Source organism: Mesorhizobium sp. B2-4-12, assembly GCF_006441575.1.
Taxonomy (GTDB): domain Bacteria; phylum Pseudomonadota; class Alphaproteobacteria; order Rhizobiales; family Rhizobiaceae; genus Mesorhizobium.
The window spans coordinates 1-23,550 of sequence record NZ_VFVC01000013.1; the positions used below are offsets into that span (position 1 = coordinate 1).

Below are 23,550 nucleotides of genomic sequence, written 5' to 3' on the forward strand. Positions count from 1 at the left end.
TGTCGCGTACCTCCAACACCTTCGCCTCAACCTGCCAAGCGGTGCGCTGCGGACTCGAGTGCGGGCGGCGCGATCGCGGTCAGCCCGGCCAGCCCTTCCGCCTGATACCGCTCGATCCATTTGTAGCCGGTCGTCGGACTGATCCCGAACCGTCGACAAAGCTCTCGAACGTTCGCCCCCTCATTCAAGGCAAACATCACGAACTCTCGCTTCTGAGCCATCGCGGACACCTCGCAAAACGGCATTCCGTCCCTCCCGATTCGATGCTCGGGAAGTGTCCACGATGTCTCCGAACGCCTGTCCACCATCTCCCCGGTCTCTACAGGAGGGTTAGGGTGGGGGTTCCTCTTCGCAAGAGTCCATCTGCGATTCCCCTGGTATAGTGACGGGGAGAAGAAGCTGTGTTGGCGCCCGATCAGGCCTTGCCTGGGACTGTCCTGATCACCGTGCCCCAAGGATCCTGGCGGGTCGTTTCGCTGGTCACATTGTCCGAGCGCATCTCGACCCAGGCAAGGCCCGAGCGGGCGGGGTCGCGGCGGCCGGCGCCGGCGCTCTGCCAGGCATTGGCGCCAATATGATGATGGTAATGGCCTGACGACAGGAACACCGCCTGGCCGCCATATTTAGCCACCGTGTCAAAGCCGAATTCCTGGTTCCACCAGGCCTCGGCCTCTTCCGGCCTGCCGACGCGCAGGTGGACGTGACCGACAATGCTGTTTTCCGGCGCGCCCTGCCAGCCTGCATCGCCGGCCGGCACCTCGGCCACGACCGAAGGAATGTTCAGCCGCTCGGTCGCCATGGCGATCCTGTCGCCGTTCCACGTCCAGTCCTGTGGACGGCGGTCGGCGTAGATCTCGATGCCGTTGCCTTCCGGGTCGGTCAGGTAGAGCGCTTCGCTGACCAGATGGTCCGAAGCACCCTCGACGGCGATCTTGTCTGATATGGCGTGGTTGATCCAACGGCCGAGATCGGCACGGCTGGGGAGCAGGAAAGCCGTGTGGAACAGGCCCGCGCTGCGCGGGTCGTCCGGCTTGGCGGAGGCATCCGGCTCTAGGACGAGCAATGCACGGTTGGCGGCGCCCAGTGTGATCGCGCCGCCGGCCCGGCTCAATTCCTGCAGGCCGACAACCCGGCGGTAATAGGCAGCGAGGCTTTCGGCATCGCGCGCCTTCAGCCCGACACGGGCAACGCTCACCGGCGTGGTGGCGGCAAATGGCAGTTCGCTCATTCTTGTCTCCGTTTTGGCAACACTCGAGGAAGCTCCCAAAGCCAGGAACCCGGCGCCACCGATCATTGTACGCCGTGTCAGCGCCAAAATCCCGGTCCTCCACGGCTGGTTCTCTCCTGACGACAGATCGTCCATCGCGATCGTTCACACAAGACGCCGAAAAGCGAACATGGTGTTCACCATTACGAGCAGGAGCACGTCCATCAACGGTTGCATGCGGCAATCGCGCTCGCTATCTCACCACCATGAAAGTCAAAGACGCAGATATTCTGATCGTTCCGGGCTACACCAATTCCGGACCCGAGCATTGGCAGACCCGCTGGCAATCGAAACTGTCGACGGCGCGGCGCGTCGAGCAGGCGGAGTGGTCGAAGCCGGTGCGCGAGGACTGGACGGCGAGCGTGGCCAGAGCGGTCAACGAGGCCGAGAAACCGGTGGTCATCGTCGCGCACTCGCTCGGAGTCGCGGCGGTCGTGCAAGCCATTCCGCAATTCGTGAAGCCGGTCGCCGGGGCCTTCTTCGTGGCGCCGCCCGATGTCGCCAATCCGAAGATCAAGCCGAAGCACCTGATGACCTTCGGCCCCTACCCGCGCGAGCCGCTGCCCTTTCCGTCGATCGTGATCGCCAGCCGCAACGACCCGTTCTGTGCTTTCGACATCGCCGAGGACATTGCAGGCGCCTGGGGCTCGCTGTTCATCGACGCCGGCGAGACCGGCCATCTCAGCGAGGATTCAGGCTTCGGCCCTTGGCCCGAAGGATCCATGACCTTCGCCAAGTTCCTGACGGACCTGAAGGCTTAGCGGTCGCGCCGCGTCAGGCGTCGATCGAATCCTTGATGCCCTTGAGCAGGGTCTTTGCCCCCAGCGAAATCAGCGCATGCTCGGACCCGGTGGCGAGCAGACGGTAGCCCATCGACACGACGCGGCCGGCAATTGCTGGCTCGACGACATAGATCGCGGCATGTTTTCCGGCCTTGCGGGTGCGCTCGGCAACCGACGCCACCGTCTCCATCATGCTTTCCAGCGTGGAATTGACCGTGGCGCCATTGGTCCAGGCGATCGAGAAATCCGATGGCCCGAGGAAAATGCCGTCAATGCCCGGCGTGTCGAGGATCCCGTCGAGCGCATCGAGTGCGGCGCGCGTCTCGACCATTGCAAAAGCCATCGTGCGCTGGTTGGTGTCGCGCAGCCATTCGGCTTGGTCGCCCTTGCCATGGCGCGGGAAGGCATAGGTCGGGCCCCACGAGCGCTCGCCGAGCGGCGGATATTTCATGGCCGCGGCGAACAGCCTTGCGTCGGCAACCGAATTCACCATCGGCGCGATGACCACCTCGGCGCCGAAATCGAGCGCCCGGCTTGCCATATCGAAACGGCCGACAGGAATGCGCACCAGCGCCGGCTTATTTGCGGCGAGCACCGGCATGAGCCCGCGAAGCACGCTGTCCTCGTGATGGCCGCCATGCTGCATGTCGAGCGTAACCGCATCGAACCCCTGTTTGGCGAGAATCTCGACGGTCAGGGCATCCGGCACGCCGGACCAGGCGGTAACCAGCGTTTCATCGGCGGCAAGGCGGGACTTCAGGGACATCTAATCTCTTTCCTTGTTAGCATGAGCAGTTCAGCCGGAAAGTGCGACAAAGGCAAAGAAAAACCGCCCGGAACGGCCGGGCGGTCGATTGGTCCAGTCATTCCTGGGTTCGTCGCAGGTTCTGCCGCAAAACCGTGGGACGCTTTTGCGGAAACCTGCCTCGGCCCGGATCAGGTGTTCTTGATCTGCTCGATGGCCTGCGCCATCAGTTCGTCCATGGTGCGGCGGATCTGATGGTCCGACTGGGCGACGCCCGCGGCATCGAAATCCCTGCGGATCTTGCGGAACACGTCATGATCGCCGGCTTCCTCGATATCCGAAACAACGACTTCCTTGGCGTAGGCATCGGCGTCGGCGCCCGATTTTCCAAGCTTTTCAGCAGCCCACAGACCAAGCGCCTTGTTGCGGCGCGCCGAGGCCTTGAACCGGAGTTCCTCATCGAAGGCAAACTTGCGCTCAAAGCCCTCTTCGCGATCCTTCATGCTGCTCATGGCTTCCCTCCGGGTCAAATCCGATTCGTTGGCGATGGATATGTGTATTGCCAAAGCACAAACCAAAAGGTCGCGAGCCGGTCAATATGCTTCGTCGCATGCTGCGCTGCGGCATTTCAGTCCTGAAAGCGGTTGATTGAAAGGATTTGCCGATTGAGCAAACGATGTGATTGGGATAGACCCGGCATTGAACGCCCCCGTCGCCGCACTAATTTAGGCAGACGGACAGGAACTGGTCGCTTGCCGCCTGCCCGCAAATCCAGAGAAAAAATCAGATGAAAAATCGCCGCCGCATTTATGAAGGCAAGGCCAAGATCCTCTATGAGGGGCCCGAGCCGGGCACGCTCATCCAGTTCTTCAAGGATGATGCCACCGCTTTCAACAAGAAGAAACACGAGGTCGTCGACGGCAAGGGTGTGCTCAACAACCGTATTTCCGAGCACATCTTCAACCATCTGAACCGCATGGGCATCCCGACCCATTTCATCCGCCGGCTCAACATGCGCGAGCAGCTGATCAAGGAAGTCGAGATCATCCCGCTCGAAGTGGTGGTGCGCAATGTCGCCGCCGGTTCGCTGTCCAAGCGCCTCGGCATCGAGGAAGGCACCGTTTTGCCGCGCTCGATCATCGAATTCTATTACAAGGCCGACGCGCTCGACGATCCGATGGTGTCGGAAGAGCACATCACCGCGTTCGGCTGGGCGAGCCCGCAGGAGATCGACGACATCATGGCACTCGCCATCCGGGTCAACGATTTCCTCTCCGGCTTGTTCATGGGCGTCGGCATCCAGCTCGTCGACTTCAAGATCGAGTGCGGCCGCCTGTTCGAGGGCGACATGATGCGCATCGTCGTGGCCGACGAGATTTCGCCGGATTCCTGCCGCCTGTGGGACGTGGCGACGCAGGACAAGCTCGACAAGGACCGTTTCCGCCGTGACATGGGCGGCCTCGTCGAAGCCTACCAGGAAGTCGCCCGCCGCCTGGGCATCATGAACGAGAACGAGCCGCCTCGCCCGACCGGTCCGGTGCTCGTCGCCTCGACCGATGGCCTCAAGGGCAAGCCGCACTAACCAAGACCACTATTCGAGCAGGAGCATGTCCAGCGTGATCAAGGCCCGCATTACCGTCACCCTCAAGAATGGCGTGCTCGACCCTCAGGGCAAGGCGATCGAACACGCGCTGTCGGGGCTTGGCTTCGATGGCGTCGGCACGGTGCGGCAAGGCAAGGTGTTCGATGTCGAGCTGGCCGGGGCCGACAAGGGCAAGGCCGAGGCTGATCTCAAGGCCATGTGCGACAAGCTGCTGGCGAATACGGTGATTGAGAATTATAGTGTGACGCTTACCTGAGGTTGTGTCGGAGGGCATGATGGCGGAAGTCACGAACGAACTGATGTTTGAGCTTATGAAGCGTGTGCATCACGAAATCGGCGAACTTCGTCAGGATGTCTCCGAGACGAAACGGGAATTGAATGTAATGCGAGGTCACATGGTGGCAACGCAAAGCGATATCCACAACATCTACGGAATTCTCGCCCGCCAGGATGATCGGCTTGAACGCATTGACCGCCGTCTCGACCTGCGCGAACTCGCCGAATCTCAGAGGCCTTTCGAACCAAAATGAAATCAGCCGTCGTCCTCCTGCCTGGACTCAATCGCGACCGCGACATGATCGCGGCGCTGACCAAGATTTCGGGACATGCGCCGGCTACCGTCTGGCAGACCGATACCGAAATCCCCGACGTCGACCTTATCGCCATTCCGGGCGGGTTCTCCTTCGGCGATTATCTGCGTTGCGGCGCGATCGCCGCGCGCATGCCGGTCATGCGGGCGGTTGCCGAAAAGGCGGCGAAGGGCGTCATGGTCATCGGCGTCTGCAACGGCTTCCAGATCCTGGTCGAGGCCGGACTGCTGCCGGGCGCCTTGATGCGCAACTCATCGCTGAAATTCGTCTGCCGGCAGGTGAAACTGCAGATTGCCAACGCCAACACCATGTTCACGCGCCGCTATCAGCCCGGCCAGATCATTCGCTCGCCGGTGGCGCACCATGACGGCAACTATTTTGCCGACACAGAGACGCTTGCCCGCGTCGAAGGCGAAGGCCAGGTGGTGTTCCGCTATGCCGAAGGCACCAATCCCAACGGTTCGATCAACGATATCGCCGGCATCATCAACGAACAAGGCAATGTGCTTGGCCTGATGCCGCATCCTGAAAACCTGATCGAGGCCGCCCATGGCGGCAGCGACGGCCGCGCGCTCTTCGAAGGCGCCCTCGGCATCGCCGCCTGATAACCACTGAGGCGAAAGCCTTGAAACAAGCCGGGCATTCCAGCCATTCCAATGGAAAAGTCCGCGTCACTGGGGAGAGACTGTCATGAAACTCTATTCGCGACCGTTGTCGCCCTACTCTTCGATCGTGCGGGCGCTGGCCTATATCAAGGACGTGCCGGTCAAGATCATCGCGCCACCGCCGGGTTTTCCAATCCCCGAAGAATTTCGCGCCATCTCGCCGATGAACCGGATTCCGGTGCTGATCACCGGCTCGGGCGAAACGATCGTCGAATCGGTCGTCATCGCCGAGTATCTGGAGGAACGGTTTCCTGAACCGGCGCTGCTGCCGGCTGATTCCAAGGATCGCGCGCTGGTGCGCATGTTCGCCCGCATCACCGATCTCGATGTGCTGACGCCGACGATGAAGCTGTTCGAGCTGCATTTCGTGCCGAAGCGCAACGACGCCGAGATCGAAGCCCAATTCGCCCGCCTGCACCACGGGCTGGCGGCGATCGAGGCGCGCATGGCGCAAGGTCCCTTCGCGCTCGGCAGCGACATCAGCTTCGCCGACGCCTGGCTGACGCCGACGCGCTTCATCTTCAACAACTTCCGCGCCATGACAGGCCGCCACGACCTGCTCGACGCCTATCCCAAGTTCGATGCCTATGAGCAGATCGCCCTGCAGCATCCGGCATTGTCGCGTGTATTGGGCGAGATGACCGACGGCCTGAAGATCTTTCTGTCCGAACTCGAGATGGGTGCCGCTTGATCAAGAGCAAGACGATCGCCTTCGTTGCCGCAGCGGGCTTTGCCCTGGCATCGTGCCAATCGAGCCCGAAGAGCACGCCCGTGCCCTCGGGCAAAAGTGCGGCGCTGCTGGCCATGGAACAGGTGGCGATCGCGGCCCACAAATGCTGGATCGCCAGCAAGGACCCGGCCTTCAGGCAATATCAGATGGCCAATGAGCTGAACTCGTTCAGCGGCACGCCGCGCTTCCTGCTGGTGCCGGCCAAGCATTATGGCGGCAAGCCTTTGCTGGTCGTGCAGGCGCAAGGCAATTCGAGCCGTGTCGACGTGTTCGGACCGCTGATGAACGACCCGCTTGGCGCACGCATCGGCGCCGACATCGCCCGCTGGCAGGCCGGCAACCCGGCCTGCGCGGCAACTGCCTAATCCATGGGCCGCTTTCTGCAGGTGGCGGGTCTGGCCTTCGGCCTGATCGCGCTCGTCCTGCAGTTCTGCATCACCATTCCGGCGTCGATGGAAGCCGGCCGCGGCCTGCTTGGCTCCATCGTGTTCTATTTCAGCTTCTTCACCATCCTGACCAACATTGGCGCCGTGCTGGTGCACACGTCGCTGCTGTCACCGGCCGGCTATGCGTGGCTGCCGGCCTTCGCTGGACCAAGGATGCGTGCAGGCGTCGCTGTTTCCATCACCCTGGTCTCCATCGTCTACGTCACGGTCCTGGCGCGGCTATGGCACCCGCAGGGCCTCTTTCTGCTCTGCGATGTGCTGCTGCATTACGTGACGCCCGTGCTGTTCGTGCTGTGGTGGCTGATAGCAGGCGCCGACGGCAGAACGCGTTGGCGCGACATTTCGTGGTGGATGCTCTATCCCGTCGCTTATCTGGCCTATGCGCTGACGCGCGCGCCGCTTGCCGGCGAGGTGCCCTACCCCTTCCTCGACGTCGCCAAGAACGGTGCAGCCAGTGTCGCCACGGCGGCGCTGGCCGTCACGGCGATGTTTCTGATGATCTGCGTTGTCGCCGTTTTCGTCGATCACGGCGTCGCGCGTCTGCGGACCAACGATGTCCGCTAAGACCAGCCTACTCCCAGAAAGGCCTGATGGCCTCACGGTGGGCATCGCAGCGGGAGATGCCGATGTCCTTGAGCTGATCGTCGGTCATCTCCAGCAACGCCAGCCGACTGCGTCGGCGCTCCAGCAAATGGTCGATCCATCTCGCCAATGACCTGATCACACGCACCATGCTGCCGACAAAGCCGCGCTGGCCGGACGGGCGTAGCGCCTGGTCTGATAGCTCGGGTCTCGAATGACGGATTGTCGCGATTGTATCCATTTTTATCAACCAGACTTCTCGATTGTACCCCTCTCGGGCACGCTTTTTCGATATGTATTGACTCACAATGCGGTGCAATATACAAAATTGTCACCATGACAAGTTGGCTTCCAGACCTCACTGCCGGTTCCGGTCCTCTTTATCAGCGCCTTGCTGACAGCATTGAGTCAGATATCGACCGGGGCGTGATCGATGCCGGCGCGAAACTGCCGCCGCAGCGCGACCTCGCCTATGACATCGGCACCACCGTCGGCACGGTCGGCCGGGCCTATCAATTGCTGCACGAGCGCGGGCTGGTGAGCGGCGAAGTGGGGCGAGGAACCTATGTGCTCGGCCAGCGTGCCGGCGGCGTGAAGCCGGAGGCCCCCGACGTCAGCGTGGAAGGCACGCGCTATGTCGACGCGCCCAAGGACAAGCTGCGTTTCGACAGCACCGCGGCACCCGATATCGGCCAGGGCGCTGATGTTGCCGATGTGCTGTCGCGCACCGCACAGGATCATCCGCACGAAATTTCGAGCTATACGCGCGATTTTCCGGACCGCTGGTACGAAGCCGGCGTCCGCTGGCTGTCGCGCAATTCCTTTCGACCAGCCGCCGACGCCATCGTTCCGACGCTCGGCACCCATGCCGCGGTGATGGGCGCGATCGCTGCGCTGACAACGCCTGGCGACTATGTCGCCTTCGAACACCTCACCTATTCTCAGATATCCCGCAGTGCTGGGCTGATCGGCCGGCGCACCGCGCTGGTGGCATCGGATGACCAAGGCATCGACCCCGACGATTTCGAGCGCGTCTGCGCACAAAAGCATCCCAGGATGATCTTCCTGATGCCGACCGCGCAGAATCCGACACTGGCGACACTGTCGGCCGCGCGCCGCGAGGCGATGGCGCGGGTTGCACGCGACTACAATGTCGTCATGATCGAGGATGACCTTTACGGCAATCTGACCGACGATCCGACACCGCTGCTGGCCGAATTCGCCCCCGAACGCACCATCGTTGCCGGCGGCCTGTCGAAATCGGTGGCGGCCGGCATGCGCGGTGGCTGGCTCGCCTGCCCGCCCGCCTATCGCCACCGTATCCGCGTCGCCCACAAGATGATGACCGGCGGCATGCCGTTCCTGCTGGCGGAGGTGAATGCCCGTCTGGTGCTTTCGGGACAGGCCAGCGATATCCGCAAGCGCAGCATCGCCGAAATCAGCGCCCGCATCGCGATCGTTCGCGAAACCTTGGCCGGCTTCGCGTTCAAGTCACATGACAAGGTGCCCTTTGTCTGGCTCACCCTGCCCGACCCCTGGCTTTCCGGCACCTTCAAGAACGCCTGCCTGGAACACGGCGTGCTGATCGACGACGAGGACGAGTTCAAGGCCGGCCGCTCGGAACAGGTCTTTCATGGCGTCCGTTTCGGTGTTTCGCAGCCGAGACGTCGTGGAGACGTCGCCGACGGCGTTGCGGTCATCAGGCGCCTCCTCGATGAGGGCCGCGCGGGCTACGACAGCTTCTCCTGAACCGCGAAGCGCTTCGGAAGCCAGCCATCAGGCTGCCCTGTGGCTTTGTCGGGTTTTCGTGCGTTTTCGCCAATCGACGGGTGTATCGGCCACAAAGCTTGCGATAAGAGGGGACTCAAAATCCAAGCTCCATGGACATACATCGCCGCCCATGACCATTTCCAATTCCGTGCCGATCACCCCAGAACTCATTGCCGCGCATGGGCTGAAGCCCGATGAGTACCAGCGCATTCTCGATCTCGTCGGGCGCGAGCCGAGCTTCACCGAACTCGGCATCTTCTCGGCGATGTGGAACGAGCACTGCTCCTACAAATCTTCCAAGAAATGGCTGCGCACGCTGCCCACCACCGGGCCGCAGGTCATCCAGGGACCGGGCGAGAATGCCGGCGTGGTCGACATCGGCGACGGCGACTGCGTCGTCTTCAAGATGGAAAGCCATAACCACCCGTCTTTCATCGAGCCCTACCAGGGAGCCGCGACCGGCGTCGGCGGCATCCTGCGCGACGTCTTTACCATGGGGGCGCGGCCGATCGCGGCGATGAATGCGTTGCGGTTCGGCGCTCCCGACCACGCCAAGACCAGGCATCTCGTCGCCGGCGTGGTTTCCGGCGTCGGTGGCTATGGCAACTCCTTTGGCGTGCCGACGGTCGGCGGCGAGGTCAATTTCGATGCCCGCTACAACGGCAACATCCTGGTCAACGCCTTCGCGGCCGGCCTTGCCAAGACCAACGCCATCTTCCTGTCGGAAGCCAAGGGCGTCGGCCTGCCGGTTGTCTATCTCGGCGCCAAGACCGGCCGCGACGGCGTCGGCGGCGCCACCATGGCCTCGGCGGAATTCGACGACAAGATCGACGAGAAGCGCCCGACCGTGCAGGTCGGCGACCCCTTCACCGAAAAATGCCTGCTGGAGGCCTGCCTCGAGCTGATGGCCTCCGGCGCCGTCATCGCCATCCAGGACATGGGTGCCGCAGGGCTTACCTGTTCGGCGGTCGAGATGGGTGCCAAGGGCGACCTTGGCATCGAGCTCGACCTCGACAAGGTGCCGGTGCGCGAAGAGCGCATGAGCGCCTACGAGATGATGCTGTCAGAAAGCCAGGAGCGCATGCTGATGGTGCTACGTCCCGAAAAGGAAAAGGAAGCCGAGGCGATCTTCCACAAATGGGGCCTCGACTTCGCCATTGTCGGCAAGACCACCGACGATCTGCGTTTCCGTGTGTTGCATCAGGGGGATCAGGTCGCCGACCTGCCGATCAAGGATCTCGGCGACAAGGCACCCGAATACGACCGCCCCTGGATCGAACCCAGGAAGCCGGCGCCGCTTGCCGCCAACGATATTCCGCAGGCCGATGTCGCCGATGCACTGCTGAAACTGCTTGGCGGACCGGATCTTTCGTCGCGTCGCTGGGTCTGGGAGCAATACGACACGCTGATCCAGGGCAATTCGCTGCAGCTTCCCGGCGGCGATGCCGGCGTGGTCCGCGTCGAGGGCCATCCGACCAAGGCGCTCGCCTTTTCCTCCGACGTGACGCCGCGCTATTGCGAAGCCGATCCCTATGAGGGCGGCAAGCAGGCCGTGGCCGAATGCTGGCGCAACCTGACCGCCACCGGCGCGTTGCCGCTAGCCGCCACCGACAACCTCAATTTCGGCAACCCGGAACGGCCCGAGATCATGGGCCAGCTGGTCGGCTCGGTGAAAGGCATCGGCGATGCCTGCCGCGCGCTTGGCTTCCCGATCGTGTCGGGCAATGTCTCGCTCTACAATGAGACCAACGGCCGAGGCATCCTGCCGACGCCGACCATCGGCGGCGTCGGACTGATCGCCGACTGGTCTAAGATGGTACGGATCGGCTTCGCGGCCGAGGGCCAGATGATTCTGCTGGTCGGTGCTCCCGCCTCCTGGGGCACGCATCTTGGCCAGTCCGTCTATTTCAGAGACATCCATGGCCGCACCGACGGCCCGCCGCCGCCGGTCGACCTCGAGCACGAGAAGCGCGTCGGCGACCATGTGCGTTCGCTGATCGCGTCCGGTACCGTCACGGCGGCGCATGATGTTTCGGACGGCGGCATTGCGGTCGCCTTGGCCGAAATGGCGATGGCGTCGGGCATCGGCGCGACCGTTCCCGGACTGGTCGGCACCGATCCGATCCCGGTCTGGTTCGGCGAGGATCAGGGCCGCTATCTCTTGACGCTGTCGATCGACCCGCATGGCGACGAATGGGACGCCATCCGCAAGCAGCAGGGCGAACTCGGCATCTTCGCGCCCTGGATCGGCTCGACCGGCGGCGCCGCGCTGAAACTCGGTGACGCCAGGGCGATCCCGGTCAGCGACTTGACCGCCGCGCATGAAGGCTGGTTCCCGCGCTTCATGGACCAGGCCAGTTGACGAGACTGGCCGCCCGGGCGCTGCTCGCAGTCGTCTTCTGGCCGTCGCTGTTCTTCTTCTGGTTCCTCGGACCGTTCGTCTTCTTCCTGCTGTCGACGACCTCGAGCGAGGTTTGTCCCAGACTGGAAACGCGCGCCGAGTTCCTCGCGGCGGCCAATGGCGCGCTTCCGATGCTGGTGCTGCAGAACCTCATCTACGCGGTTCCGATCATCTGTCTGCTGCTTTGGACCCGGCTTCTGCCAGACAACACGCGAACAGGTCAGGTCGTCATCTGCATCAAGCTTTTCGCCCTAGCGGCCGTGCTGGGGGCATTGTGGGAATATGGCTCTTCGCTTGTCTGCGATGGCTACGGCCAACCGTTTTTCTCGCCCGCCTGGCGGATGACCAGCTACCTGCCGATCGCTAATTTGGCGGTCAATCTTCCACTCTATGTGCTGGTCTTCAGCCTTGGCCGCGCCTTCTCGATGCGCGAAGACGAGCCCACAGACGATGCGATCCATCACGATGAGAATGCCTTGTAGCCGACAATCGCTCCGATGGTGGACGGAACGGCTTCAATCCCGGCTGGAAAGGCTTTAGGTTTACCCCGACTCTCATCGCATGGGCAGCCACGTCGCCGCCCGCTCGAAACAGGAAATTCTGCAATGGCAATGGACGCCCGCGACATCGAAAAACTGATCAAGGACGGCATTCCGGACGCCCGCGTGACGATCCGAGACCTCGCCGGCGATGGCGACCATTACGCCGCCGAAGTCGTGGCCGAGAGCTTTCGCGGCAAGAGCCGCGTCCAGCAGCACCAGATGGTCTATGACGCGCTGAAGGGCAATATGGGCGGCGTGCTGCACGCACTTGCGCTGCAGACCAGCGTTCCCGACTGAGGATCAACCAACTCGATACCCGCTTGGCCCAAAACGGCCCATCCTTTGCGCCATTTCGGCCCCGGCGCGGCTAATGTCTTGTTTCGGGCAACCTATGGGTTTATTTGAAGGACATGTTTCGAGCCTGACTCCCACAGGCGGGAAAGGATTTTCCATGAGCGGTATCAACGACTACATCGACAATGAAGTGAAGGGCAACGACGTTGTCCTTTTCATGAAGGGCACGCCCGGTTTTCCGCAGTGCGGATTCTCCGGTCAGGTCGTGCAGATCCTCGACTATATCGGCGCCGACTACAAAGGCGTGAACGTGCTGGACTCAGCCGAACTGCGCCAGGGCATCAAGGATTATTCCAACTGGCCGACCATCCCTCAGCTCTACGTCAAGGGCGAGTTCGTCGGCGGTTGCGACATCGTGCGCGAGATGTTCCAGGCCGGCGAGTTGCAGGACTTCCTGGTCGAAAAGGGCGTCAGCGTCAAAGGCGCCGCCTGATTTCGGTTTCGGGCATGTCATAACGACTGCACTGAGCATCCGGGCGACCCCACCGCCGCAATTTTTTATGTCCTGACGCTAGGACCAAGACGAGCCAATGCGCCGGCCCGCCGGCGCGTTTTCGTTTGAGAGATCGGACTTGCCGTGGACCAGCAGAAAGAAGCGCCGCAACGGGCAACCATTTTGCCCATCCCGCGCTGGGAGTTCATTGCGCTGTGCGCGGCTCTGATGGCGCTCAATTCACTGGCCATCGACATCATGCTGCCGGCGCTGCAACAGATCGGCGCCTCGCTCGGCGTCGAGAATGAAAACCACCGGCAATATGTCGTCACCGCCTATATTCTGGGCTTTGGCGGCGGCCAGCTCTTCTTCGGCCCGATCTCGGACCGTTACGGGCGCCGCTCGCCACTTGTCGCCGGCCTGATCATCTACGTGGCGGCGGCCGCCGCGGCCGCCATTGCACCAAGTTTTGAAACCCTTCTGCTTTGCCGCGCCGTGCAGGGTATTGGCGCGGCGGCGACGCGCGTCATCGCGGTCTCGATCGTACGCGACACATTCGATGGCCGCCGCATGGCCGAAGTGATGTCGCTGATCTTCATGGTGTTCATGGCGATACCGGTCATTGCTCCCGGCATCGGTCAGTTCATCATGCTGTTCGCGACCTGGCATTGGATCTTCGTCACCATGGCTATTGGTGCCCTGATCGTCTCGGCATGGTCGCTGCTGCGTCTGCCCGAGACGCTGCATCCTGAATATCGCCGGCCATTGACGGCCTCCTCCATCCTCGGCGGCTTCCGCATCGTGCTCACCAACCGCATCGCGCTCTGCTACGCCTTTGCCAGCACTTTCATTTTCGGCGCCATGTTCGGCTTCATCGCCTCGGCGCAGCAGATCTACGTCAACGTCTTCAACGTCGGCGAAATGTTTCCGGTGATCTTCGCCGGGGTCGCCGGCGTGCTCGCCTTCTCCAACTACCTTAACTCGCGCCTTGTCGGCCGTATCGGCATGCGCCGCCTGTCGCAGAGCGCGCTGCTGCTGTTTCTGGTCATCAGCCTGGCGTGGCTGGTCGTTTCGCTGGAAACGAAGATGCCGCTTTGGCTGTTCATCACCTTCTTTGCCGGCGCCATGCTGCCCTTTGGTGCGCTTGGAGCCAATTTCAACGCCCTGGCCATGGAGCCGCTCGGTCAATTGGCCGGCACGGCGTCATCAATCCTGGGTTTCATGCAGACTTTTCTTGGCGGCATTCTCGGCACGCTGATCGGCCAAGCCTTCAACGGCACGGTGACGCCGCTTGCGGCGGGCTTCTGCGGCGTCTCGGTCGCGGCGCTGCTGATGATTTTTGTTGCCGAGCGCGGCAAGATGTTCCAGCCACACAACCCACCCGTTTCAGGGCACGTCACCGATCTGCATTGAATTGTCGTTTTGCGCGTGTCGTTGCCCCAACCACGGCACGCTCTGGGCGGGCGACACGCTCTCGAGCGAGGTGCATCAGGATGAGCCTACAAGGGCTGCCGTAAAGCGAGGAGCAAGCATACGTCCTGCGATTGCCTCGCCCATGCTGTCTGAAACGGGCAACGGCAAGGCCTTGTCGAGAGCCTCGAGAATGGAAGCGACGAAAGCGCGGCTGAGCGCGTCGTCGCTTCCCAGTTTGGAATAGGTGGCGCGAGGTTTGCCAATCAGCGTACCGTTTCGGCGAAGCGAAAACCGCAACGTCAGGGACATGCCTGCTGTTCCAGGCGGCGGCTGCCAACAAGCGAAGATCGCGGCGGACATCTCCTTTATCGTATCAACAGGATCGGGACTGCGGCATGGGCGCTGCTGCGATCTCGCCTGGTTGGAGCCGACAACCAAGATGATGGCGAGGGCCGCTACGACAATCGTGGACCGAGACTTCATCTACGGAACCCTCTCGATTGGCATGAGATCGCATCTATCCTTCGGTCGCACAACCCGGTCGATCCTACTCCGCCCAGAGCTCGCGGCGCAGCTCCTGCCAGCTTTCCTTGTCCGGCGCGACCAGCAAGCCGCCACCGACATGCGCCGGCAGATAGGCGCTGCCGTCGAAACGCGCGGCATGGCCACCGGCTTCTGCGTGGATCAGCACGCCGGCGAGATGATCCCAGGGCATCAGCTTGTTGTAGACGACGAAATGGCCATGGCCGCTTGCCAGCAAGCGGTATTCATGCGCGGCGCAGCGATAGTTGAATTGCGACAGCGTCTTGGTCTGGTTGCAGGCCAGCCGCGTGCGCTCGGGCTCCGCCATGTACTGCCAGGAGACCGCGCCTGTCATCTGTGAAATCGGCGCGGGCGCGGCAACCCGCACTTTCTCCAGCGCGCCGTGTGCGTGGCGGATGTGGCTGCCGGAGCCCCTGGCGCCGATCAGCCAGTCCTTGCCGACGGGATCGTGGATGATGCCGGCGACCGTCTCGCCCTTGACGACGACGCCAAGCATCACGCCGAACAGCGGCACGCCGGATGCGAAGTTGAACGTGCCGTCGACCGGGTCGATGACGAAAGCCAGGTCGGCTTCTCCCAGGCCATCAAGCAGCGCCGGATTGTCGGAACAGGCTTCCTCGCCGACAACCATGGCGGAGGGGTAATGGCTGCGCAGCCGGGCCGTGATGAGCCGCTCCGCATTCACGTCCGCTTCCGTCACCAGATCGGCTGCCGAGGTCTTCTGTCTGATGTCGCCGTCGCCCAGCCGGCGAAAGCGGGGCATGATTTCGATGTCGGCCGCCTCGGCCAGCAAGCTGGCCAGCCAGTCGATCGCGTTATCATCAAATGTCATCGGAAGCGTCTTGTCCTGTGATGAGGGTTTGGTTCAGAGCGGCGAAATCGAAAAGGTTCCTGTCAAGGAGATGCGACGGCCTGGTGTTGGACAGCGCGCGGATCATCGTGTCCTTGCGCCCAGGCATGCGTCTTTCTATATCCTCCAGCATCGCCTTCATGGCATTGCGCTGGAGGCCTTCCTGGCTGCCGCAGAGGTCACAGGGAATGATCGGAAACCGCATCGCCGCTGCGAATTTCTCGAGATCTGCTTCGGCGCAATAGCTCAGCGGCCGCAGCACCATGACGTCGCCTTCGTCGTTGAGCAGTTTTGGCGGCATGGCGGCAAGCCGGCCGCCATGGAACAGGTTCATGAAGAAGGTTTCGAGGATGTCCTCTCGGTGATGGCCGAGCACCAGCGCCGAGCATCCCTCCTCGCGTGCGATGCGGTAGAGATGACCGCGCCGCAGCCGCGAGCAGAGCGAGCAATAGGTGCTGCCTTGCGGCAGCTTATCGGTGACGACTGAATAGGTGTCCCGGTATTCGATGCGGTGCGCGATACCGTTGGCGTCGAGATAATCGGGCAGGATGTGCTTGGGAAAATTCGGCTGGCCCTGGTCGAGATTGCAGGCCAGCAGTTCGACCGGCAGCAGGCCACGCCATTTGAGATCGAGCAGCATTGCGAGCAGACCGTAGGAATCCTTGCCGCCCGACAGTGCAACCAGCCAGCGCTGGCCCGGCTTGACCATCGAGAAATCCTCGATCGCCTGGCGGGTCAGCCGCAGCAGCCGCTTGCGCAATTTGTTGAATTCGACCGAGGACGGCACATCGGCGAACAACGGATGGGAGCCGCCCTCGGCGATCGGTTCAAGCGTCTCGATGTCTGGCTGCATGTTCATGGCGCGGCGGCCCCGGATGTGACTTTCGCCCGGATTAGCGCATCGGTTGGAAAATCGAAACGCCAAAGCGAATGCGCGAACAAAAAGGCCGCCTCGAGGGGCGGCCTTTCGATGGTATGGCAAAAGATGTTCGCTTAGCGCGAGTAGAATTCGACGACCAGGTTCGGCTCCATCTGGACGGCGAACGGAACGTCCGACAGGCCCGGGATACGCCCGAAGGTCGCGACCATCTTGTTATGATCGACCTCGATGTAATCAGGCACATCGCGCTCGGCGAGTGCGACCGATTCCAGAACGATCACCAGTTGCTTCGACTTCTCGCGCACTTCGACGACGTCGCCCGGCTTGCAGCGATACGAGCCGATGTTGACGCGCTTGCCGTTGACGTTGATGTGGCCATGGTTGACGAACTGACGGGCGGCAAAAATGGTCGGCACGAACTTGGCGCGGTAGACGACCGCGTCGAGACGCGACTCGAGCAGGCCGATCAGGTTCTCCGAAGTGTCGCCCTTGCGGCGGTCGGCCTCTTCGTAGACCTTGCGGAACTGCTTTTCCGAAACGTCGCCATAGTGACCCTTCAGCTTCTGCTTGGCGCGCAGTTGCAGGCCGAAATCGGAAAGCTTGCCCTTGCGGCGCTGGCCATGCTGGCCGGGGCCGTATTCACGCTTGTTGACCGGGGACTTCGGGCGGCCCCAGATATTTTCGCCAAGACGGCGGTCGATCTTGTATTTCGCGGATTCGCGCTTGCTCATCGCATTCCCTTTTCAAAACAACACACCCGGCACCTCATGGTCCGGGTGAAGGAAACGCGCCCTCCTCTGGCCTCCGTTTTCGAGACCTGACAGGGTTTTCCCACGCAACGCGGCGGAAAACCCACGGGACACGTCAGTTCAAACAAGACCAGAGACAACCGGGGTAACTGATCTTGCGTATACAAAACAAACACCGGACATCGCTGCCCGGCGTTGGCGGCTGGTTAAACCGAGATTTAACCGGTGTCAAGCTTATGACTGGTGCCGGGCAAAACAACGATATAGCGTTTCGCGCGTTGATGCAGTGCCGGATGTGGCGGGAGGTTGTTGCGCCAACGGCACCAGGAAGGGACTGGAGCGAGAGGAGCGCAATTCTTATGAAGAAGTTATTCCTTACCCTGGCAGGCGCCGCGGTACTTGCAGGTTCGATGGCGGTGGCGCCGGAACCGGCAATGGCCCGCCACTGGCACGGGCATAAACAGGTCTGCCGCGTCATCGTGAAAAAGAGGGTGGTGTGGCGGCATGGTCACCGCCGGGTGATCGTCGAAAGAGTGCGGCGCTGCCACCGTTGGTAATCTAGGCGGGAATTTCAGCCTCTGATATGAAGCCCGCAGTTGCGCTGCGGGCTTTCGTTTGTTCGGCGCTACGTCTTCAAACGCAGCCGACAGGATTTCAGTCTTTCGATTTCTTCTCGGGAAGTCCCTTGCGCTTCGTCTCGGCGAACTCCTCGAGCTGCTTCTCGCTCATGGAATCGTACATTCCCTTGGAAGCGCCCTTGAGTTCGCTCTTTTTCGTCTCGCCGCGCTTGGCGGAGAGTGCGGCTCCGGCGGCTTTCTGTTGGGCTTTCGAGGTGGCTGGCATGGCCGTTCTCCTTTGCTGTCAGGAGAAAACGCCGAGCCTCCGGCCTTAGTTCCAGCAGCAGCGGCCCGGTTCCACATCCGCTGCTGCCAGGCCGGCAGCCGGCCGGCTTTGGCAATTTTCCTGGCGGCCTTCCCGTGTCCAAAGCTCCGGTGTAGGACGGCTGGATGAAGTCTCTGACAGATCCCCCTCAAGCTCTTTCCACCGGCCTGGCGAAAATCCGCGACGAACTCCACGTGCCTGACGGGTTTCCGGCTGACGTATTGGCAGCGGCGCAGGCGGCGGCCAGGCGTGTGCCGAACCAGCATGCCGATCGAACGGCGATGCCGTTCGTCACGCTCGATCCGGCTGCCTCCACCGATCTTGACCAGGCGTTCTCGATCGAGGTGAGCGGCAGTGATCTTCTGCTGCAGTATGCCATTGCCGACGTGGCTTGGTTCGTCGCGGACGGCGACGCAATAGATCTCGAAGCCTGGACGCGGGGCGAGACGCTGTACTTGCCGGACGGCAAGGCCGGACTCTACCCGCCGATAATTGCCGAGGGGGCGGCGAGTCTGCTGTCGGATGGACCACGCCCAGCGGTCGTCTTCACCGTTCGGGTTGCCGAGGATGGCGCGGCGGCATTGGACGGCGCGGAGCGGTCGATCATTCAAAGCCGCGCTAAGCTCGCCTATGAAAGTGTGCAGTCTTCCGATCTCCCGTTCGGCTTCGCCGAGCTGGCGCGGCGCATGGCGATGAACGAGAAGCGTCGTGGCGCTTCGCGCGTCGACCCTCCCGAGCAAGAGGTTGAAAGGCTGGCAGACGGCACATTCCGGCTTTCATTCAGACCTCTGCTCCAATCCGAACAAGACAATGCCGCGCTTTCGCTGGCGACCAACATGGCGATTGCCGACGCCATGCTTGCGCACCATACCGGGTTGTTCCGGGTGATGTCGGAGCCGGACGCCTTCAAGGTGAAAAGACTGCGCAACGCCGCACAGGCCCTCGGCCTGTCTTGGCCAGACTCCACCAGCTTGCGGGACTATCAGCAAACCCTCGATCCCAGCGATCCGCAACAGGCGGCGCTAATGCTGGAAATCCGACATGCTAGCCCCGGCGCGTCATACCAGCCCTACCAGGAGGGCATTGTCCCCTGGCATGAGGCAATGGCCGCAACCTATGCCCATGCAACCGCGCCACTCAGGCGATTGGCCGATCGCCATGTCGTGCGCTGCGCACTGGCCATCGCAAACGGCCAGCCCGTGCCGCAGGCCGTCATTGATGCGTTCGCCAGATTGCCGAAGGTGATGGGACGCGCGGATAGCCGCGCTTCGCAGATCAACCATGCGGCCATCGATCTTGCGGAGGCGGTAATGCTGAAGGGACGCGAGGGGGAAACGTTCAAAGCCGCTGTCACCGACTTCGTCGACCACGGCGTGCGCGTTCAGTTGACCCGCTCTAGCCCTTTGTTTTTACGCAATCCCGAACGGAAAACCGCCACGCACTTTTCCTGGAATTGCTCTAGTGGCGGACGGATAATCCAAAGCCCTGCATCAGCCGGCTGACGGCGAAATCCGCCTTGCCGGAGGTGAATACTGCGATATCGGGCTCGCCTTGCGGCGGCGATCCATCGAGAGGCGGCAACAGCGAAAGGGCTCGCCGGGCAATCGCTTCGGCCGGATCGATCCAGTCGACCGGCCAGGGCGCGGTCTTGCGCATGCGGTTGACCAGAAAGGGGTAGTGTGTGCAGGCCAGCACCACGATGTCGGTCCTGAGACCGTCATGTTCCATGAAGCAGGGCGCGATCTCGGCGCGTACGGCCTCCTCGTCGACAAAGCCCTCGCGCATATAGACTTCGGCAAGCCCCGCCAGCCTGTCGCTGCCGACCAGGCGAACATGGCATTTCTGCGCCCATTTGCTGATCAGGTCGCGTGTGTATTGCCGCTTCACGGTGCCCGGCGTCGCCAGCACCGAGACCAAGCCCGAACGCGTGCGCTCGGCCGCCGGCTTGACCGCCGGCACGGTGCCGACAAAGGGATGGTCAGGAAATCTGTCGCGTAGCGCATCGATCACCAGCGTCGAGGCGGTGTTGCAGGCGATGACGGAAATTGCCGGCGCAAAGCGGTCGAGCAGCTTGGCGAAGAGATTGAGTATGTGGGTCCGCAGCGCCGGCTCTTCCCAGGCACCGAAAGGAAAGGCCGCATCGTCCGCGACATAGATGAAGCGCCGGTCCGGCATCAGGACGCGCGCCTCGCGCAGCACTGTCAGCCCACCAACGCCGGAATCGAACATCAGGATCGGCCGGTCAGTCATTGTCGGTTCCCTTGCCACCCAGCGGCGGCGCGTCGTTGTCGTCGCCATTGGGCGCCGGGCGATCAACCTCCGCCTTGCGCGCACGCGCGGCGGCGGCCGGCAATCGTCTCGGATCATCGCCCGGAGAGCCGTCGCCGCGCGGCATGGCCGGCGAAAACCTGTCGAGGGAGGAAATGATACCACGCAGCACTTTCAGTTCCGGCTCGGCAAAGCCGGCCCGCGTCAGCACGGCGCGCAGATTGTCGACCATCTTCGGCTTCTTCGGTGCGGGGCGGAAATAGCCGCGCGCCTCCAACGCACCTTCGAGATAGGCGAACAGGCCGTGCAGTTCTTCCTTGCTCGCCGGCTTCATGTCCGGGCCGGCAAAGTTGGTTTTGGTCTCGTCTTCCAGGCCGGACTTCATCCACTCGTAGGACATCAGCAAGGCCGCCTGGGCGATGTTGAGCGAGGAGAAATCAGGATCCACCGGAAAGGTGACGATCTCGTCGGCGAGCCCAACCTCGTCATTGTAGAGGCCGAAGCGCTCGCGGCCGAACAGGATGCCGGTGCGCTGCCCCATTCCGTGACGGGCCCGCAGCACCCTGCCCGCCTCCACCGGCCCGCGCACGGCTTTGAAGCCATCGCGCTGCCTGGCCGTGGTCGCGAAAACAAAGTTCAGGTCGGCAAGCGCCGAGGCCAGATCGTCGAACACGGTGACGGCGTCGATGACATGGTCGGCGCGGCTGGCGGCGGCGCGCGCCTTCTCGCTCGGCCAGCCGTCGCGTGGATTGACCAGGCGCAGTTCGACCAAGCCGAAATTGGCCATGGCGCGGGCGACCATGCCGATGTTCTCGCCGAGTTGCGGCTCGACGAGGATGATCGCCGGACCGGCGGCTGAAGCGTTATCGGGATCTTTGGTGACGGGCATGATTGTCAATGAACTGCTGTTTGCGGCATTTCAGCGTCCCCTGCCATATTCGGCCGCGAAAATGAAGCATTCGCAAATGGCGACCGTCCAGGCTCCAATTCGTGACCGATCGCCGTTTGCGCGGCCAAAAGCGCTTTGATATACGGGCGGCATCCCCCGGCCGAATGCCATGCTGGCAAGGCCGTCCATTCCCAGCAATGAGGCATTCTTTCCATGGCGAAGATCAAGGTGGCGAACCCGGTCGTCGAACTCGACGGCGACGAGATGACCCGCATCATCTGGCAGTTCATCAAGGACAAGCTGATCCACCCTTATCTCGACCTCAAGCTCGAATATTACGACCTCGGCATCGAACACCGCGACGCCACCAACGACCAGGTGACCATCGATTCGGCCAATGCCATCAAGAAATACGGCGTCGGCGTGAAATGCGCGACCATCACCCCCGACGAGCAGCGCGTCGAGGAATTCAAGCTGAAGAAGATGTGGAAGTCGCCGAACGGCACCATCCGCAACATCCTCGGCGGCACCATCTTCCGCGAGCCGATCATCATGAAGAACGTGCCGCGCCTGGTGCCCGGCTGGACCAAGCCGATCATCGTCGGCCGTCACGCTTTCGGCGACCAGTACCGCGCCACCGATTTCCGCTTTCCCGGCAAGGGCAAGCTGACGATCAAGTTCGTCGGCGAGGATGGTCAGGTGATCGAACACGATGTGTTCGACGCGCCCGGCGCCGGCGTCGCCATGGCCATGTACAATCTCGACGAGTCGATCCGCGAGTTCGCCCGCGCCTCGTTGAATTACGGCCTGCTGCGCAACTACCCGGTCTATCTGTCGACCAAGAACACCATCCTGAAGGCCTATGACGGGCGCTTCAAGGACATCTTCCAGGAGGTCTACGAAGCCGAATTCGAGGCCGAGTTCAAGGCGAAGAAGCTATGGTACGAACACCGCCTGATCGACGACATGGTGGCCTCGAGCCTGAAATGGTCTGGCGGCTATGTCTGGGCCTGCAAGAATTATGACGGCGACGTGCAGTCCGACACGGTGGCGCAGGGTTTCGGCTCGCTCGGCCTGATGACCTCGGTGCTGATGACGCCGGACGGCAAGACGGTCGAAGCGGAAGCCGCGCACGGCACCGTCACACGCCACTATCGCCAGCACCAGAAGGGCGAGGAGACCTCGACCAACTCGATCGCTTCGATCTTCGCCTGGACGCGCGGTCTCGCCCACCGCGCCAAGCTCGACGACAACGCCGAACTGAAGCGTTTTGCCGAGACGCTGGAAAAGGTCTGCATCCAGACTGTCGAGTCCGGTTTCATGACCAAGGACCTGTCGCTGCTGATCGGCCCCGACCAGCCCTGGCTCTCGACCACCGGTTTCCTCGACAAGATCGACGAGAATTTGCAGAAGGCGATGGCGTAAACCCCGATTTCGGCATGCCGAAGGCTCCGAAAGGAGCCTTCGCTTTTTGAGCCAACGAGAGCAAAAGCGAAGGGCTGGCAGCGTGACCAAACCGGTTCTCTACGGCGCGGATTACAGCGTTTACGTACGCATCGCGCGGATGGCGCTGGAAGAGAAAGCCGTCGACTACGAGCTTGTGCCGCTCGACATCTTTGCCGCTGACGGCATTCCGGCGTGGTATCTCGAACACCATCCGTTCGGCCGCATCCCGGCTTTCGAGCACGATGGGTTCCGGCTCTTCGAGACCAGTGCGATCACGCGCTATGTCGACGAGGCGTTCGACGGTCCGGCGTTGCAGGCTGCCGACGCGCGCGGCCGCGCCAGGATCGGCCAGATCATCGGCATGCTTGACGCTTATGCCTATCGGGCCATGGTCTGGGATGTGGCGGTCGAACGGCTGGAAAAGGCGGTGCCCGATGAGAACTTGATCGCCGACGGCCTGCGCCGGGCGGAGACGGTGCTCAAGGTGCTGACATCGCTGAAAGCCGAAGGACCATGGCTACTTGGCGACCAGCTGACGCTGGCCGATCTGCACGGGGCGCCGATTATCGGCTATTTCGTCAAGGTTGCCGACGGGCGCGAGCTGCTGGCGCGGTTTGCTGACATAAGCGACTGGTATACGCGCATCGCCGCTCGCCCGAGCTTTGCCAAAACCGAGAAGGTCGGTTAGCACCAAGCTTGGAGGCCACGCTCAGGAGAGGT

Annotated in this window: 29 protein-coding genes and 1 pseudogene; 18 read left to right on the plus strand and 12 right to left on the minus strand. The window is 62.3% G+C overall.

Annotated features, from left to right (window positions below):
* Together FJ934_RS10290 and FJ934_RS10295 are read right to left on the minus strand one after the other, a co-directional pair.
* A pseudogene (locus FJ934_RS10290) lies at positions 1-245 on the minus strand (helix-turn-helix domain-containing protein); the annotation flags it as partial.
* A gap of 170 nt (positions 246-415) precedes the next feature.
* Complete coding sequence (locus tag FJ934_RS10295) at positions 416-1,228, minus strand: VOC family protein (protein WP_140609352.1); 813 nt, start codon at positions 1,226-1,228, stop codon at positions 416-418.
* Between the two features lie 245 nt (positions 1,229-1,473).
* Here FJ934_RS10295 and FJ934_RS10300 point away from each other — a divergent pair, with 245 nt between their 5' ends.
* Entirely contained in the window at positions 1,474-2,028 is a 555-nt protein-coding gene (locus tag FJ934_RS10300; protein WP_140609354.1) for an alpha/beta hydrolase, read from the plus strand.
* A 13-nt stretch (positions 2,029-2,041) separates the two neighbouring features.
* Here FJ934_RS10300 and FJ934_RS10305 read toward each other — a convergent pair whose 3' ends face one another.
* Both FJ934_RS10305 and FJ934_RS10310 read right to left on the minus strand, forming a co-directional pair.
* On the minus strand, positions 2,042-2,815 hold the full coding sequence (locus tag FJ934_RS10305) for an HpcH/HpaI aldolase/citrate lyase family protein (protein ID WP_140609357.1): 774 nt from the start codon (positions 2,813-2,815) through the stop codon (positions 2,042-2,044).
* A gap of 170 nt (positions 2,816-2,985) precedes the next feature.
* Positions 2,986-3,306 carry a DUF1476 domain-containing protein gene (locus FJ934_RS10310; protein WP_140609359.1) on the minus strand — a complete coding sequence of 107 codons (321 nt, stop codon included), beginning with the start codon at positions 3,304-3,306 and terminating at the stop codon, positions 2,986-2,988.
* 275 nt (positions 3,307-3,581) lie between these two features.
* On the opposite strand from FJ934_RS10310, the gene purC reads away from it, so the two are divergent.
* From purC to FJ934_RS10345, 7 genes are all read left to right on the plus strand, one after another.
* Positions 3,582-4,376, plus strand: coding sequence for a phosphoribosylaminoimidazolesuccinocarboxamide synthase (purC, locus tag FJ934_RS10315; protein ID WP_140609361.1), 795 nt, complete (start codon positions 3,582-3,584; stop codon positions 4,374-4,376).
* Between the two features lie 34 nt (positions 4,377-4,410).
* On the plus strand, positions 4,411-4,653 hold the full coding sequence (purS, locus tag FJ934_RS10320; RefSeq protein WP_140609559.1) for a phosphoribosylformylglycinamidine synthase subunit PurS: 243 nt from the start codon (positions 4,411-4,413) through the stop codon (positions 4,651-4,653).
* A gap of 19 nt (positions 4,654-4,672) precedes the next feature.
* Positions 4,673-4,927 (plus strand): hypothetical protein, encoded by a 255-nt coding sequence (locus FJ934_RS10325; RefSeq protein WP_140609363.1) that lies wholly within the window; start codon positions 4,673-4,675, stop codon positions 4,925-4,927.
* Complete coding sequence (gene purQ / locus FJ934_RS10330) at positions 4,924-5,592, plus strand: phosphoribosylformylglycinamidine synthase subunit PurQ (RefSeq protein ID WP_140609365.1); 669 nt, start codon at positions 4,924-4,926, stop codon at positions 5,590-5,592. Before FJ934_RS10325 ends, purQ begins: the two co-directional genes overlap by 4 nt.
* A gap of 85 nt (positions 5,593-5,677) precedes the next feature.
* Positions 5,678-6,343 (plus strand): glutathione S-transferase family protein, encoded by a 666-nt coding sequence (locus FJ934_RS10335; protein ID WP_140609367.1) that lies wholly within the window; start codon positions 5,678-5,680, stop codon positions 6,341-6,343.
* Positions 6,340-6,747: a hypothetical protein gene (locus tag FJ934_RS10340; protein WP_140609369.1), complete on the plus strand. Its 408-nt coding sequence runs from the start codon at positions 6,340-6,342 to the stop codon at positions 6,745-6,747. The genes FJ934_RS10335 and FJ934_RS10340 overlap by 4 nt, the downstream gene beginning before the upstream one ends.
* Before the next feature lie 3 nt (positions 6,748-6,750).
* Positions 6,751-7,392 carry a Pr6Pr family membrane protein gene (locus FJ934_RS10345; protein WP_140609371.1) on the plus strand — a complete coding sequence of 214 codons (642 nt, stop codon included), beginning with the start codon at positions 6,751-6,753 and terminating at the stop codon, positions 7,390-7,392.
* Positions 7,393-7,399: 7 nt separating this feature from the next.
* Here the strand turns inward: FJ934_RS10345 and FJ934_RS10350 are convergent, their stop codons facing one another.
* Positions 7,400-7,651 (minus strand): DUF1127 domain-containing protein, encoded by a 252-nt coding sequence (locus FJ934_RS10350; RefSeq protein WP_140609373.1) that lies wholly within the window; start codon positions 7,649-7,651, stop codon positions 7,400-7,402.
* A gap of 95 nt (positions 7,652-7,746) precedes the next feature.
* Here FJ934_RS10350 and FJ934_RS10355 point away from each other — a divergent pair, with 95 nt between their 5' ends.
* The 6 genes from FJ934_RS10355 to FJ934_RS10380 all read left to right on the plus strand — a co-directional run bounded on the left by FJ934_RS10355 (position 7,747) and on the right by FJ934_RS10380 (position 14,323).
* Positions 7,747-9,159, plus strand: a complete 1,413-nt coding sequence (locus FJ934_RS10355; protein ID WP_140609375.1) for a PLP-dependent aminotransferase family protein — start codon at positions 7,747-7,749, stop codon at positions 9,157-9,159.
* Between the two features lie 151 nt (positions 9,160-9,310).
* The gene (purL, locus tag FJ934_RS10360; protein WP_140609377.1) at positions 9,311-11,542 is read left to right on the plus strand and encodes a phosphoribosylformylglycinamidine synthase subunit PurL; all 2,232 of its coding nucleotides are present in this window, start codon (positions 9,311-9,313) and stop codon (positions 11,540-11,542) included.
* A complete protein-coding gene (locus FJ934_RS10365; protein ID WP_140609379.1) occupies positions 11,539-12,063 on the plus strand; it encodes a hypothetical protein in 525 nt (174 codons plus the stop codon). Before purL ends, FJ934_RS10365 begins: the two co-directional genes overlap by 4 nt.
* Positions 12,064-12,186: 123 nt before the next feature.
* Positions 12,187-12,420 carry a BolA family transcriptional regulator gene (locus FJ934_RS10370; RefSeq protein ID WP_056562227.1) on the plus strand — a complete coding sequence of 78 codons (234 nt, stop codon included), beginning with the start codon at positions 12,187-12,189 and terminating at the stop codon, positions 12,418-12,420.
* A gap of 154 nt (positions 12,421-12,574) precedes the next feature.
* Positions 12,575-12,910 (plus strand): Grx4 family monothiol glutaredoxin, encoded by a 336-nt coding sequence (grxD, locus tag FJ934_RS10375; protein WP_140609381.1) that lies wholly within the window; start codon positions 12,575-12,577, stop codon positions 12,908-12,910.
* Between the two features lie 144 nt (positions 12,911-13,054).
* The gene (locus FJ934_RS10380) at positions 13,055-14,323 is read left to right on the plus strand and encodes a multidrug effflux MFS transporter (protein ID WP_140609383.1); all 1,269 of its coding nucleotides are present in this window, start codon (positions 13,055-13,057) and stop codon (positions 14,321-14,323) included.
* A gap of 75 nt (positions 14,324-14,398) precedes the next feature.
* On the opposite strand, the gene FJ934_RS10385 is transcribed toward FJ934_RS10380, so the two are convergent.
* From FJ934_RS10385 to rpsD, 4 genes are all read right to left on the minus strand, one after another.
* Positions 14,399-14,683: a hypothetical protein gene (locus FJ934_RS10385; RefSeq protein ID WP_246671479.1), complete on the minus strand. Its 285-nt coding sequence runs from the start codon at positions 14,681-14,683 to the stop codon at positions 14,399-14,401.
* 187 nt (positions 14,684-14,870) lie between these two features.
* Positions 14,871-15,698, minus strand: a complete 828-nt coding sequence (locus tag FJ934_RS10390; RefSeq protein ID WP_140609386.1) for an inositol monophosphatase family protein — start codon at positions 15,696-15,698, stop codon at positions 14,871-14,873.
* Positions 15,688-16,575 (minus strand): tRNA 2-thiocytidine(32) synthetase TtcA, encoded by an 888-nt coding sequence (ttcA, locus tag FJ934_RS10395; RefSeq protein ID WP_140609388.1) that lies wholly within the window; start codon positions 16,573-16,575, stop codon positions 15,688-15,690. The genes FJ934_RS10390 and ttcA overlap by 11 nt, the downstream gene beginning before the upstream one ends.
* A gap of 134 nt (positions 16,576-16,709) precedes the next feature.
* On the minus strand, positions 16,710-17,327 hold the full coding sequence (gene rpsD, locus FJ934_RS10400; RefSeq protein WP_140609390.1) for a 30S ribosomal protein S4: 618 nt from the start codon (positions 17,325-17,327) through the stop codon (positions 16,710-16,712).
* Between the two features lie 377 nt (positions 17,328-17,704).
* Here rpsD and FJ934_RS10405 point away from each other — a divergent pair, with 377 nt between their 5' ends.
* Complete coding sequence (locus FJ934_RS10405; RefSeq protein ID WP_140609392.1) at positions 17,705-17,902, plus strand: hypothetical protein; 198 nt, start codon at positions 17,705-17,707, stop codon at positions 17,900-17,902.
* A 97-nt stretch (positions 17,903-17,999) separates the two neighbouring features.
* On the opposite strand, the gene FJ934_RS10410 is transcribed toward FJ934_RS10405, so the two are convergent.
* Positions 18,000-18,188 (minus strand): DUF3008 family protein, encoded by a 189-nt coding sequence (locus FJ934_RS10410; RefSeq protein ID WP_140609394.1) that lies wholly within the window; start codon positions 18,186-18,188, stop codon positions 18,000-18,002.
* Between the two features lie 320 nt (positions 18,189-18,508).
* On the opposite strand from FJ934_RS10410, the gene FJ934_RS10415 reads away from it, so the two are divergent.
* On the plus strand, positions 18,509-19,729 hold the full coding sequence (locus tag FJ934_RS10415) for an RNB domain-containing ribonuclease (protein ID WP_246671480.1): 1,221 nt from the start codon (positions 18,509-18,511) through the stop codon (positions 19,727-19,729).
* Here FJ934_RS10415 and murI read toward each other — a convergent pair.
* A complete protein-coding gene (murI, locus tag FJ934_RS10420; RefSeq protein WP_140609398.1) occupies positions 19,686-20,477 on the minus strand; it encodes a glutamate racemase in 792 nt (263 codons plus the stop codon). The two genes, FJ934_RS10415 and murI, sit on opposite strands and share 44 nt — an antisense overlap.
* Positions 20,470-21,384 (minus strand): RNA methyltransferase, encoded by a 915-nt coding sequence (locus FJ934_RS10425; protein WP_140609400.1) that lies wholly within the window; start codon positions 21,382-21,384, stop codon positions 20,470-20,472. Before FJ934_RS10425 ends, murI begins: the two co-directional genes overlap by 8 nt.
* A gap of 213 nt (positions 21,385-21,597) precedes the next feature.
* Here FJ934_RS10425 and FJ934_RS10430 point away from each other — a divergent pair, with 213 nt between their 5' ends.
* Positions 21,598-22,809, plus strand: coding sequence for an NADP-dependent isocitrate dehydrogenase (locus tag FJ934_RS10430; protein ID WP_096445278.1), 1,212 nt, complete (start codon positions 21,598-21,600; stop codon positions 22,807-22,809).
* Between the two features lie 82 nt (positions 22,810-22,891).
* Entirely contained in the window at positions 22,892-23,518 is a 627-nt protein-coding gene (locus tag FJ934_RS10435; protein ID WP_140609402.1) for a glutathione S-transferase family protein, read from the plus strand.
* The last annotated feature ends 32 nt before the right edge of the window (positions 23,519-23,550 follow it).

Coding starts and splice junctions, on each gene's coding strand:
- FJ934_RS10295 (WP_140609352.1), bottom strand. CDS start 1,228: ATGAGCGAACTGCCATTTGCCGCCACCACGCCGGTGAGCGTTGCCCGT.
- FJ934_RS10300 (WP_140609354.1), top strand. CDS start 1,474: ATGAAAGTCAAAGACGCAGATATTCTGATCGTTCCGGGCTACACCAAT.
- FJ934_RS10305 (WP_140609357.1), bottom strand. CDS start 2,815: ATGTCCCTGAAGTCCCGCCTTGCCGCCGATGAAACGCTGGTTACCGCC.
- FJ934_RS10310 (WP_140609359.1), bottom strand. CDS start 3,306: ATGAGCAGCATGAAGGATCGCGAAGAGGGCTTTGAGCGCAAGTTTGCC.
- purC (WP_140609361.1), top strand. CDS start 3,582: ATGAAAAATCGCCGCCGCATTTATGAAGGCAAGGCCAAGATCCTCTAT.
- FJ934_RS10325 (WP_140609363.1), top strand. CDS start 4,673: ATGGCGGAAGTCACGAACGAACTGATGTTTGAGCTTATGAAGCGTGTG.
- purQ (WP_140609365.1), top strand. CDS start 4,924: ATGAAATCAGCCGTCGTCCTCCTGCCTGGACTCAATCGCGACCGCGAC.
- FJ934_RS10335 (WP_140609367.1), top strand. CDS start 5,678: ATGAAACTCTATTCGCGACCGTTGTCGCCCTACTCTTCGATCGTGCGG.
- FJ934_RS10345 (WP_140609371.1), top strand. CDS start 6,751: ATGGGCCGCTTTCTGCAGGTGGCGGGTCTGGCCTTCGGCCTGATCGCG.
- FJ934_RS10350 (WP_140609373.1), bottom strand. CDS start 7,651: ATGGATACAATCGCGACAATCCGTCATTCGAGACCCGAGCTATCAGAC.
- FJ934_RS10355 (WP_140609375.1), top strand. CDS start 7,747: ATGACAAGTTGGCTTCCAGACCTCACTGCCGGTTCCGGTCCTCTTTAT.
- purL (WP_140609377.1), top strand. CDS start 9,311: ATGACCATTTCCAATTCCGTGCCGATCACCCCAGAACTCATTGCCGCG.
- FJ934_RS10370 (WP_056562227.1), top strand. CDS start 12,187: ATGGCAATGGACGCCCGCGACATCGAAAAACTGATCAAGGACGGCATT.
- grxD (WP_140609381.1), top strand. CDS start 12,575: ATGAGCGGTATCAACGACTACATCGACAATGAAGTGAAGGGCAACGAC.
- FJ934_RS10385 (WP_246671479.1), bottom strand. CDS start 14,683: ATGTCCGCCGCGATCTTCGCTTGTTGGCAGCCGCCGCCTGGAACAGCA.
- FJ934_RS10390 (WP_140609386.1), bottom strand. CDS start 15,698: ATGACATTTGATGATAACGCGATCGACTGGCTGGCCAGCTTGCTGGCC.
- ttcA (WP_140609388.1), bottom strand. CDS start 16,575: ATGAACATGCAGCCAGACATCGAGACGCTTGAACCGATCGCCGAGGGC.
- rpsD (WP_140609390.1), bottom strand. CDS start 17,327: ATGAGCAAGCGCGAATCCGCGAAATACAAGATCGACCGCCGTCTTGGC.
- FJ934_RS10405 (WP_140609392.1), top strand. CDS start 17,705: ATGAAGAAGTTATTCCTTACCCTGGCAGGCGCCGCGGTACTTGCAGGT.
- FJ934_RS10410 (WP_140609394.1), bottom strand. CDS start 18,188: ATGCCAGCCACCTCGAAAGCCCAACAGAAAGCCGCCGGAGCCGCACTC.
- FJ934_RS10415 (WP_246671480.1), top strand. CDS start 18,509: ATGCCGTTCGTCACGCTCGATCCGGCTGCCTCCACCGATCTTGACCAG.
- murI (WP_140609398.1), bottom strand. CDS start 20,477: ATGACTGACCGGCCGATCCTGATGTTCGATTCCGGCGTTGGTGGGCTG.
- FJ934_RS10425 (WP_140609400.1), bottom strand. CDS start 21,384: ATGCCCGTCACCAAAGATCCCGATAACGCTTCAGCCGCCGGTCCGGCG.
- FJ934_RS10430 (WP_096445278.1), top strand. CDS start 21,598: ATGGCGAAGATCAAGGTGGCGAACCCGGTCGTCGAACTCGACGGCGAC.